The 12,049-nt window shown below is 62.6% G+C and carries 4 protein-coding genes, 1 tRNA gene and 1 other RNA gene; 2 read left to right on the top strand and 4 right to left on the bottom strand.

Annotated features, from left to right (window positions below; genetic code table 11):
• Nucleotides 1-326 precede the first annotated feature (326 nt).
• The 3 genes from ffs to tadA all read right to left on the bottom strand — a co-directional run bounded on the left by ffs (nucleotide 327) and on the right by tadA (nucleotide 10,313).
• Nucleotides 327-422, bottom strand: an RNA gene (ffs, locus tag DWZ22_RS09860) — signal recognition particle sRNA small type.
• A 94-nt stretch (nucleotides 423-516) separates the two neighbouring features.
• On the bottom strand, nucleotides 517-8,130 hold the full coding sequence (locus DWZ22_RS09865; protein ID WP_118406039.1) for a Spy0128 family protein: 7,614 nt from the start codon (nucleotides 8,128-8,130) through the stop codon (nucleotides 517-519).
• A gap of 401 nt (nucleotides 8,131-8,531) precedes the next feature.
• Nucleotides 8,532-10,313, bottom strand: a complete 1,782-nt coding sequence (gene tadA, locus DWZ22_RS09870) for a tRNA adenosine(34) deaminase TadA (protein ID WP_118406040.1) — start codon at nucleotides 10,311-10,313, stop codon at nucleotides 8,532-8,534.
• A 51-nt stretch (nucleotides 10,314-10,364) separates the two neighbouring features.
• Here tadA and DWZ22_RS09875 point away from each other — a divergent pair.
• A tRNA-Ser gene (locus tag DWZ22_RS09875) sits at nucleotides 10,365-10,454 on the top strand.
• A gap of 3 nt (nucleotides 10,455-10,457) precedes the next feature.
• Here DWZ22_RS09875 and DWZ22_RS09880 read toward each other — a convergent pair.
• The gene (locus tag DWZ22_RS09880; protein WP_158573332.1) at nucleotides 10,458-11,042 is read right to left on the bottom strand and encodes a TetR/AcrR family transcriptional regulator; all 585 of its coding nucleotides are present in this window, start codon (nucleotides 11,040-11,042) and stop codon (nucleotides 10,458-10,460) included.
• Between the two features lie 211 nt (nucleotides 11,043-11,253).
• On the opposite strand from DWZ22_RS09880, the gene DWZ22_RS09885 reads away from it, so the two are divergent.
• Entirely contained in the window at nucleotides 11,254-11,805 is a 552-nt protein-coding gene (locus DWZ22_RS09885) for a LemA family protein (protein ID WP_199583496.1), read from the top strand.
• Nucleotides 11,806-12,049 lie beyond the last annotated feature (244 nt).

The following is a 12,049-nucleotide window of genomic DNA, read 5'->3' on the forward strand; positions in this document are numbered from 1 at the left end:
TAGTCGCTATTTAGGGCGTCCAAGATTTGGGACGCAGTTCAACCCAGGGAAACGGGCCTCTTTACTTGTAAAAACAAATGGTAATGCCACTGTCTCTTGAAGCACATCGCCACCGCGCTCCAAACAACGCCAACGAGCAGCATTCCTTAAGGGATAGATTTAATTAGGCTAACGCGCCTTTACGGGTGATTTTTGGACGAAGTGGTCCCGGTGCCGGCGGGCTGTTTGGTAGTCGAGCGATCCCGCAGGCAAAGCCGAGGACCAGCGAGGCACCAAACAGCCCGCCGGCACCGGGACCGCATCGCGGCACCAAAAAAGCGCCCGTGCGCTCGATGGATTCGGATGCCCGACAGAGGCTCCTTATGGCTGCTTCCTTCCGGACCTGACCAGATTCGGAACATGTCGTCATCCGAACCCATCGAGCGCGCTAGGCGCTCGGTATATCTTACCTGCTCCCGCCCGCCAGAGCAAGTGGGGCGAACCCATCGGATGGATTCGCCCCACTCGTCCATATCGCTAGCGGCGCCTGCGGTACAGGACCGCGCCGCCCGCTGCGGTCAGCGCGCCGATGCCGGCCATGGCCGCGAGCGCCTCGACCGGCAGGCTGCGGTCGCCGGTGTCGGGCATGCCGCCCTTGGAGCTGTCGCCGGAGCTGCCGCCGGAGCCGTTATCGGAACCGCCGCCCGAGCCGCCGCCCGACGTGCCGGGGTTCTCGGGGGTGCCGGGGGTCCCGGGATTCTCGGCATAGCTATTGGTGAAGACCGGCGGTATGTTGGCGTCGCCCTCGTAGGAGACCTTCGCCGACAGATAGCCCGTCTTGGTGCCGTCTGCCGCCTCGTCGCTCACCGTGACGACGATCCTGTGCACCGCCTTGTCGTAGGTCACGTGCGCCTGGCCGTCGTCGACCTCGCTCACCGTGAAGGTGTAGGTGCCGGCCTGCTTGAAGGTCAGCGCATCGAACGTGACGCTGCCGTCGGCGGCATTCTTGGCGGTCGACATGACCTTGCCGTCCCGGCCCTTGAGCTCAAAGCTAAACTGGCCCGCCTTGAGCTCGGCGCCCTTGAGCACCTTGGCGGCGCCCAGCCTGAGGGTGACGGGCGCGGCCTCGTAGCCGTTGGTAAAGGTCACCGAGGTGTCGCCCACAGCATTGCCCTCGGCATCCGCCAGCTCGTGCTTGACGGTAAGCGTGCCGTTTTTGGCATCGGCAACCGTCGTGCGCACGCGGTACGTCGCCCTGTCGTACGTCACGCCGCCCGCCGTGCCGGCGACCTCGCGCAGCTCGTAGCTGTGCGTGCCGGGCGCGGTGTAGGTGACGGGGCTGAGCTCGACCGTTCCGTCGGCGGCGTTCTTGCCCGTCACCGCGACGCTCTCGCTGCCGTCGGTGGCAATCTCGACCAGCTGGAACTCGAACTCGCCCTCGGCCAGGTCACGGCCCTTGAGCTTCTTGTTCACCTTGATCTGGTCGGTGACGGAGCTCGGCGTCGGATTCACGCCGTAGGTGTTGGTGAACTCGAACGCGCCCTTGCCCTCGGGCGTGCCCTCTGCGGGCAGGACCTTCGCGACAAGCGTGCCCGCGGCGGTGTCCTCGACCACCCTGACCGTGAAGGTCCTGGTCGCCGTCGCGTCATTGACCACGCCGTCGACCGAACCGGACTCGCTCACCCGGTAGGCGAACGTCTTGGTGCGCAGGCCGTCGCCGTCGATCTCGGCGTCGTCGAGGTCGCTCGGCTGCTTAAACGTGACGTGGCCCAGCGCGACGTTGCCGGTGGCGTCGTTGGTCGCCTCGGCCACCGTCTTGCCCGAAGCGTCAACCGGTGCGGGCGCGCCGTCCAGCGGCTCAATCTTAAAGGTGTACTTGCCCGCGATGTCGGCCTGCGTGAGGCCGAGTCCGGCCTGGCCGAGCGCCAACGTCTTGGTGCCAGCGAGGTCGACCGTCGCCTCGCCGGCGCTATAGGCATTCACAAACGACAGCGTGCCGTCGGAGCCCTCGGGGTAGGTCACGGCCACATCCAGCCCGCCCTTGCCGTTATCGGTCACCTTGACCGTGATGCCGAAGCTCGACGTGGCCGCCGTCACGCCCGCAGGCAGCCGGTCCGTACCGTCCTCGGAAACGGTATAGGGAATGACCCAGGAGCCGTCGGCGGCCCTGGTAGCGGTGCCGTCTCCCACCATCCGCTCGAGCGCGTCAGTAGTGTAGGCAATAGGCGAGAACGCAAGTCCCGCGGCCTCGCCGTCGCCGGAGGCCTGGTTGGTCGCGGTCGCGACCACGTTGCCCCGGGCATCGCGGACGGAGAACGAGAACTCGCCCGCCGCCGCGGCGCGGCCCGTCAGCGTCTTGGTGGCGTTGATGGCCACGTTGCCCTCGCCGCCGAGCGTTCCAGTGGCCTCGTAGGAGTTCTGGAACGCGACCGTCACGGGCGCGGGCGTCGCCATGGCGTCATCTGCCGTGGAGACCTCGCTGCGGGCGACCTCGACACCGTCCTTGGCAACTGTGGTCGTGACCGTGAGCTTGCCCGTCGCGGCGTCGTAGGCGGGCGCGATGGTCACCGTGCGCGGCGCGGTATCGTTGGTGTAGCCCTCGCCGCCGAGCTTGGTCTCGGCGACGGTGAAGCTGTAGACCTTGCCCGCGTCGGCGTCGGTGAACTTCACGTCGCCGCCCGCGGTCCCGCCGATGATGTCCATCAAGTCGGCCTCTCCGTCATCGGCAGCGGCCGCGGCGTAGGCGTCCCTGTCGGTCTTGAGGCCGAGCTTGGCAGCCGTCTCGGCGTCGGCGGTCACGGTGAAGGCGAACTGCCCCGCCTCCATGGAGCGGCCGGAGAGCGTCTTGGACAGGCGCACACCCGCGCGGGCCGAGTAGTCGAGCTTGGTCGTGTAGGTGTTGATGAAGTCGCCGCCGCTCGCCTGCGCGATCGCGGGCGTCGTGGCCGTAAGGTTGCCGGAGCCGTCGTCGGTCACGGTCACCGTCATCGTGGCGACGTGGCCGTCGTAGGCCACACCGGCGATGGCAGAGCCGTCATCGGGCCTGACCTCGCACACCGTGTAGGTGAAGGTCTTGGCGCGCACGCGCTTGCCGCCGACCTCGGCGAACCCGGCATCTTTGATGTCATTGAGCGTGTAGCGGATGGAGCCGAAGTCAAAGGCGACCCTATCGCCCGCCTTGGTGCCGGCGGCGGCCGTCACACTGACGGTCTTGGAGCCGTCGGCAGAGCCCTCGGGCATGGGAGCGCCGCCCTCGCCCGCGAGCGTGAACTGGAAGCTATCGCCCTCCGCCCAGTCGCGGCCCTCGAGCGTCTTGGTGAAGAGTCCCGCGGTGGAGACGTCCCTGCCCTCGGTGGCCGTTCCGTACGTGTTGGTGAACGCGACGGTCGCGCCGTCCTCGGTCACGGTGCCCTCGGCCTTGGAGCCGTCAGCCCCGTTAACAGCAGTCGTGTAGCCCTCGGCGGTGTCCTCGGTCACGGTGTAGTGCGCGCCCACGGGCAGGCCGGCAACGGTCTTCTCCCCGCCGTCCTTAAGCGTAAAGGTCGCCTTGCCGTCCGTGAACGTCACGGCATGCTCGCCCTTGCCGAAGGTGCCGGAGACGGGCTCGCCGTCCCCGTCGGTCAGCGCGACCGTAAAGCCGAACTCGCGCTGGCTGTCGCCGCCGACGACCGTCTTCTTGACGGTGAGGCTGCCCTTGCGGGACACGCTGTTGTGGGTCGTGTTGGTCTGCGACTCGTTCTCGCCCACCTCGACCTTTGCGGTATTGGCGATGTCGTCGACCACGGCGGCTTCGGCGGAGACCTTCACGTCGAAGCTGAGCGTGCCCGTGGCGCCCGCATTCTGTTGACCGAGAGACCAGGTAAGGGTGCGCGTCGCGGCATCGTAGGTGGCACCGTCGGCAGAACCCTCAACATAGTTAACGCCCTTGGGCAGGACATCGGTCACCGTCACGTCGGCCGCCTGCGCGGCGCCCCTGTCGTCGACGCTGTTATTGGCCCAGCCGATGGTATAGGTGAGGGTATCGCCCACGCCCACCGGCTTGCCGTCCACATCGACCTTGGCGCCCGAGACGTCCGCCTTGGTGACGGTCTTGGTGTTGTCGTGCGGCGTGAAGGTGTTGGTGAAGGTCTTCTTGCCCCGCTCGTTGGAGATCTCGGCCTTAAGGCCGGAACCGGTCTGAGTCACCGTGACGTCGAAGGTGTAGGCGTGCGCATCGTCCTCGATCAGGACATCGCCGCTTGCCTTCTCGGTCACGGTCGCGTGGTAGGCACCCGGATTGGCGAAGCTGAGCTCGCCGAAGGAAACCTTGCCGTCCTTGTCGTTCTTCGCCTCGATCGGGTAGCCCTCGAGCACATTGCCCGCGCCGTCGGCGAGGGAGAGCTCAAAGACGAACTCCCCCTCCTGGAGGCCGGGCTTGCGGCCGCCCGCGAGCACCTTGGTGAGCTCGGGGACGGACGCCGTGGCGGGGGCGGGGTCGAAGGTGTTGGTGAAGGCGGCGGAGGAGACCTGGTCTGCCGCGATGGAGCCCTCGGCCTTGGAGCCCTCGGCTCCGTTCACCGCAGCCTTGTAGCCAGCGGCGGCGCGCTCGGTCACCGTGTAGGCAGTTCCCGCGGGCAGCCCCGTGATCCTCGCCGTCTGGCCATCTTTGAGCTTGAGGGTCGCCTTGCCGTCCTCGAACGTCGCGTCACCGTAGGTGCCGGACACTTTGCGGCCCGCGGCATCGGTGGCCTCAACCGCAAACTTAAATGTCTTGTCCGCGTCGACCGCCAGGCCCTCGCGCGCCACGACGGTCTTGGAGACATCGAGCCCGCCCGTCTTCACAGTGTTGGTCACGGTGAAGCCGCGCTCGGCGTCGCCGGAGACCTTAGAGCTGTAGCCCTCGACGGCGTCCTCGGCCACGGTGTAGCGGACCTCGGAGCCGGACTCGGAGTACTTGGGCAGGCCCTTGAAGGAGCCCTTCCAGCCGTTGGACTCGTTGAGCTCGATCGACTGGCCGGCGTCCTCGCCGTCGGCGAGCAGGCGCACGGTGGCCTTCTTGGCCGCCGGGCCGACCCACTTCTTCTCGACGGGCACCGAGACCTCGGCCGTGGAGGTGTTGGTCACGGTGAAGCCGTGCTCGGCGTCGCCGGAGACCTCGGAGCTGTAGCCCTCGACGGCGACCTCGGCCACCTTGTACTTGATCACGGCGCCGGAGGCATCGTACTTCGGCAGGTTAGAGAAGACGCCCTTCCAGCCGTCAGACTCACTCAGGGTGATCGAATCGATGACGGTATCGCCGTTCTTGAGATTTACTTTTACCTTATCAGGATGGGGAATCCTGGGGTTCTCCCAGACCTTTTTGATGCGAATGTCGATGTTCTCGGACTTGCCGATGATGACACCGCCGTTGGCGCCGATGCCGCCTCCCCGCTTGGCCTTATTGCCGGAGATCGTCAGCGACGTCTGGCGTTTGCCGAGGTTATACACATCCTCGCTCATCACAGATTTAAGCGCGACGTTCGGCGTGGCGTCGGTAAAGGACAGTGGCTCGCCGTTGTCACCATCGGGCGTGAATCGCGGGATTTTGGGGTTTGTTTTCGCAAAAGTGCCTTCGGGGTTAAACAGCCCACCGTCTCTGTACCAGCTGACCTTTCCGCCGCCCGGAGCGCGGTTGGCCAAGGTCAGTTTGTATTTGGCGTCTTTGAAGCCGGTGAAGACAAAGTCGTCTCCCGCCTCATAGGCCGTATTCCTGGCGATCAGGCCGCCGTCCTGGACGTAGACCTTGGCATCTCCGGTCGGACAGAACCACATGCCGCCGCCCTGCCCATCCGCATGGTTATCAACAACGCAAGCGTTTTCGATATGGAGCGTACTATAGCCAAGATACTCGTTGCCTTCGCTATACACGCCGCCGCCCATGCTCCAAGCAGTATTGTCCTTAATCTCGCCCGCGCTGAGCGTGACGCCATCCGAATAGCTATAGACGCCTCCGCCGGCGGAAGCGGAGTTGCCAGATACGGAGCCGCCCTGCATGGTGAAAGCAGTATTCCCGTTTTCGCGGCCCTGACAGCCCGGGTCGACCACACACACTCCGCCGCCTTTGCCGTTGCCAGTCACTACGTTGTTCTTGATCTCACCACCCGTCATGGTGAACTCGGCGTTGCCCTCAATGTGAACTGCTCCAGAGGGATCGAGGGAACCCGCCTCCAGTTTACTGCTCCTGTTGCCGGAAATCTGACCACCAGCCATCGTGAACTTGGCTCTTTGGCTATCGCCCTCCCCCTCGCTGTACGCAAGGACCGCGCTGCCTCGATAGCCGCTGTTGCCCTCGATGCTGCCTCCACTCATGTCAAAGCGGGCATTGCCCATCAACATGACGCCAGAAGATGTGAGGTGATAGCCGTTAGTGTCTCCGGTAACGACGATTCCGTTCTTACGGATAACGCCGCCCTTCATGACAACATGAGCGCCGTCTTTCGCGTGGACAGCGCCGCAATACGCGTCCTTAAGTTCGCACTGCTCGATAACGCCGCCCGTCATGGTAAGCGAAGCCTTGTCTCCCGACACGTCGATGACACCCGTATTGACGGTGTTCGCAGCGCCGTCGCACACAACGGCCTCGTCAGAGAGCACAACCGCTCCCCTGCTAGAAATAATGGCGCCCTTGTTGTAGCGACCACTCAGGGACACTTTCCCCGACAGCTCGAGGGATGCCCCCTCGGCAACATTGACCAGTACGGAGAAGCCGCTTTTCTTTGCCAAGATGGTATAGGGCTCATCCGACGTGATCTTAATCATCTTCCCGGCAGGAATCGTGAGCGTGGAGCCAAGCTTCACGTGCTTTTTCAGGGTGATGACGGTTTCCTTGTCATAGGGGGCCTCGTCGACCAGATCCTGAAGGGTCTTGGTGCTGTCATCGCTCACGGTACCGCCGACGCCGTCATCGATGGACTCGCGCGTGTAGACGATATCGACGCCAAAGAACGGGAGGTTCTCCGAGCCTTTGATGTCGTCCATGCTGTTTTCGATTGTGATCTTTTTAACCGTGCTGCCTTCAAACATACCCGAGGGTATTTCGGTGAGGCCGCGCCCGATCGTCACATCCTTCACGCCACCTACGCCCGAGAAGGCCGCCGTGCCAACGGAAGTCACGGAATCCGGAATGGAAAGCTGCTCCGGCAACGTGCCGTAATAGAAGGCGTAGTTGCCAATTGTCTCAAGTGTCCTGGGAAGCTGGACGGCGACGTTGCTCTGGATAAAGGCCCACTCACCGATACTCTTCAGGCTGTCGCAAAGCCCCACGATCTTAACCGGTGTGTAGCAGAACGCATTGTCCGGAATGTTCTGAAGCGAGGACAGATCCACGGACGCCTGCAGATTTTTGCACTCGTAAAAAGCCCCCCAGCCCATCTTTGTCACCTTGCTTAGATTGGGCACGCTCACCAGGCTGGCGCACCCCTGGAAAGCAGAGGATCCGATGCTCTTCAATGTGCCTGGGAAATCGATCCCAGTCAAACTCGAGCAAGTCCGAAACGCCCCATCCCCGATGGACTCGATTTCGCTCAGCGCGGTGACGGACGTGAGAGAGGTGCATCCGTCAAACATGTGCGAGGGGATCTTGGTAACCGAAGCGGGCAACGACACGCTTGTCAGAGACGTGCAGTCTTCGAACACGCCCGTTATGGTGTCGGAGAAGGCGACATCTTTTGGAAACTCGATGCCTGTGAGGGCCGTAGCCCCCTCGAAGGCGCCCGAGCCCGAAATCATTTTGAGGGTTGAGGGGAGATCGATCTCCGAAAGGTTGCTGCAGCCATAGACCATCATGTTGGCGCTAATCTCCTCGACGCCCTCATCGAAATAGAGCTTTTCGAGCGAGCCAGCGTTTTGCAGCGAGCAAGCGAAGTTCTTGATGGAGCCAGGGATATGGAGCTCCTTGACCTTTGCGAACCTCCGGAAATTCCCTCCGTACATTTTTTCGAGCGTGTCGGGAAGCGTCAGCTGCTCAACGTTCTTGGCCACGATACCAGACGAGAAATAAAGTTTGGTGACTTTGTAGGTCTGGCCACCATGCTCGATGGAGCTGGGCACACTCACCGCGGTCACACTGTCGTCGGCAACAATACCTGTGATTTCCGCCGTGCCCTTATCCGTGGTCTCGCACGAATAGGTCACGCCGTCCTGGGTGATCTCAAACTCCTCCGCAGTATACGCAGTCCGCGATTCCGTGGCCGCATATGCGACACCGGCCGTCGCGCCAACGGATAAACATCCGAAGCCGAGAACCAGCGCAAGGCAGAGAGCAGCGACTCTCTGCCCCCCCCGCCGAAAACTTTCCTCTCCAATTCCCTTCTCCCCCTCTGGTGTCGCCTTCTCTTCCCACGAGCGATCTATTGATTAAGGACAGTTAAAGACAACATTATGACCAAAGAGGCCCATCATGGAGATAATCCACGTCTTCGCCCGAAATGGTAATTAATTGGCATGATTAATTGGCGAACAACTGAACGAAGAGCAATCTACTAATGGCACATAAATGGCGGCGTCAACACCTGAAGTGCAAAAAGACTACTTTTCTAGATGCGGCCGAGGTCGTAGGCTCGCGCAACAGACTCGCCGGCACAGATGAGGTTGGTTGTGGCTTCTTGCGAATCGAGTGCCCGCTCCAGGTCCATGGGCTTGCGGCAGATCGGCAAAACCAAGTCAATACCCCGCCCATATACCGCATCCAGGTTGACAGCGCGACCGCCCACGACAGCGATCACCGGCTTGCCACACCGCTTGGCACGGCGTGCCACGCCCACCGGCGCCTTACCGGCGGCGGACTGCTCATCCATATTGCCCTCGCCTGTAATGACCAGGTCGACATCGCGTACACGCTCGTCAAACCCCACGAGATCGAGCACCGTCTCCACGCCCGAGCGCAACTCGGCACCGAGCGCCAGCAGCGCGGCACCTAGGCCGCCGGCGGCACCTGCGCCGGGCACGCCGAGCACCGAGCCAAATGTCCGTGCGCCCTCGGGTGCGCGCAACAATCCCTGGACTCGAGCCCCGGCAATCGCAGCGTCGAGCAAGCGGCCGTAGCCGACCATCCAGCTGTCGCACCTGCTCAGCGCCTCGGCATCATCAGCCGGCAGACCCTTCTGTCCGCCGAACACCGCAAGCGCGCCGCGACGCCCCACGAGTGGGTTCTCGACATCCGAAAGCACAACGATACGAGCGCCATCCAAAGCCTGCAGCGCGGGCGCCAAATCAACGCTCGCCACCTGCTCAAGGCCGGCAAGACCGGGGGCGATATCGCAGCCCCGATCATCGACCACACGCGCGCCCAGCGCCTGCAGCATGCCGGCGCCACCGTCGTTGGTGGCACTGCCGCCCAAACCAATATAGAGTGTCTTTGCGCCCTTGCGAACCGCGCGAAGCATGAGCTCGCCCACGCCATAGGTTGTAGCAGCCAGCGCCGACGACTCCGTGCAAGGCGAATACCCAATGCCAGCCGCCTCGGCCATCTCGATGACCGCGGACTCGCGCTCGACATCAACCAGCATCCGGGCAGACGCGCTCTTGCCCAAGGGACCCGCTACCTCGCAGGTCACAACCTCACCGCCGCACGCGGCAATGGCGTCGAGCGTTCCCTCGCCGCCGTCTGCCAGCAGCAATGTGCACACCTCGGCATCGGACCACACACGGTGCACGCCTTCGGCAACGGCCTCCTCTGCCTGCGCACTCGAAACGCTACCCTTAAAGGAGTCGATCGCCAACAGCACGCGGCGGGGCCGGCGGCACGCGGGGCCAAAGTCAACCGCCGCGCCAGCATCCTCTTCGGCACACGCGAGCGCTTCAGCATGAGCGGCATGTGCCTCAAGATCGGCCCCGCAACCGCAGCCAGCACCATCGGCGTCACGCAGCCCACTAAAATAGCTACTCAGCAGCTCGCGGCATTCATCCGCCAGGACCCCAGCCGCCACGTTAAACCGATGATTCAGGCGCGAGTCGGCATTCAAATCGTATAGGGATCCCAACGCGCCCGCCTTGGCGTCACTCGCGCCATACACGCAGCGTCCCACGCGCGCGTTAACCATAAGCCCTGCGCACATGCAGCAAGGCTCGAGCGTTACGTAGACCGTGCAATCGGAAAGGCGCCAGCGACCGAGCGACCGAGCAGCGGCGCACAGGGCCGCAAACTCGGCATGAGCCGAAGGATCCTGATCGAGCTCGCGGCGATTGTGCGCCCTCGCGACGATCTCGCCCGCGCGCACTACCACGGCTCCGATGGGCACCTCGCCCACCGCCGCGGCGGCGCGAGCCTCCGCCAGCGCCTCGCACATGAACTTCTCGTCGATTTCGGTGATCGTCATCGTTCGCCTTCCCTGTTGCAAATTCAAAACGATGCTATCATTACGACTCACGGAGAGATGGCAGAGCGGTTGAATGCGGCGGTCTTGAAAACCGTTGAGCGCGAGAGCGTTCCGGGGGTTCGAATCCCCCTCTCTCCGCCACTTTTAGTGATGCACCGGTGTCATGGTCCGCTCGAACAGCGCATCGACAACGTCGGCTATCTCGGAGCGACGTTCCAGATCGTGACCCGATTCCCACCACATAGTAAAAAGCCGAATAATGCCGCCGGCGACAAACTCAGACGTCGTCTCGAGCGACACGGGGGCCAGGGCATCCTCGGCAAGCACGTTCATCACACGCTCGCGGATGGAGCGGGCAATACGGTCGCAAATAACGTTGGTCAGCATTCCCGACATGCTGCTCGCCAAAATGTTGTCCATGAGCTGCTCATGGGCCAGAATCAAATCCATGGCATCGTCCAAAATCGCATGCCGAAGCGCGCGCACGTCCTCGGCAGACACTGTGCCGGCCTCATCGGGCTGTTTTTGCGGCAAGCCGGACATGAGCTCATCGATATAAAAGGCAAAGTAATCGTTCTTGTCGCGAAAGTGCTTGTAGAACGTCGTGCGGCGAATCATGGCGCGGTCGCACAGCATGGCAACCGTCAGATCCTCAAACCGATTCTCTTCCAAAAGCTCGGTAAAGGCATCGAACAGGGCACGATAGGTTTTCTTGATGCGAAGGTCCATCCGTATCGCCATCCTCAAGGTGTAGACAGCATTCCTTAATCTGTCGCATATCTTACACCTGTACCACTCTTCACATATTGGCGTCTCCTCCTTGATTGAAACATAACGCTTACCGGAAAGTTCGGCACCGCCAACGGTTGCGGGTATACTAGATGCGTTATACCAACGACGGTCGGCGCAAGACGCCGCTGCCATTCGAAACGGAGACATCATGCTTCCCGTCATCATCGGTATCGTTGTTGTCGTTGTGCTCGTCTGCGCCATCGCCGGCATCTACAACAACATGGTCACCAAGCGCAATCGCATTGACAACGCTTGGCAGAACATCGACACGCAGCTGCAGCGCCGCAACGACCTGATCCCCAACCTGGTCGAGACCGTCAAGGGCTACGCCAAGCACGAGCAGGATACGCTCGCCGCCGTGGTCAACGCGCGCAACGCCGCCGTGAGCGCCACCACGCCCGAGGCCAAGATGGAAGCCGACAACGTGCTGACCGGTGCGCTGCGCCAGCTCTTTGCCGTGGCCGAGGCCTATCCCGACCTTAAGGCGAACACCAACTTTACGCAGCTCCAGGCCACGCTCGAGGACACCGAGAACAAGGTAAGCTACGCACGCCAGAGCTACAACGACTGCGTGCTCAGCTACAACAACGCCATTCAGACGTTCCCCAACGTTATCTTTGCCGGCATCTTCCAGTTTAAGGAGCGCCAGGGCTTTGAGGCCGCGGAGGCCGCCCGCCAGGCACCGACCGTCAAGTTCTAACAGCTCAGCAGCGCATCCTGAATCGGCTATATGCATAAACCGCCCCGTCGAATGCATAACTTCGACGGGGCGGTTGCTTTTTGCCCACAGGTACCCCAGGGGGCGCCGTGCAAATTTCGGAATATTCAGCATCCCGGAGCCCACGAGCGAGAGAACGGACGCACGAAACCGCATCGAGTGCCCCTGTTTCGAGCCCCCAGCGCGGTAGCGCGCAGAGATGTGGTGTAAGAGGCGGGGAATGCCC

The sequence above is a fragment of the Collinsella sp. AF31-11 genome (genome assembly GCF_003475605.1).
Classification (GTDB): Bacteria; Actinomycetota; Coriobacteriia; order Coriobacteriales; family Coriobacteriaceae; genus Collinsella.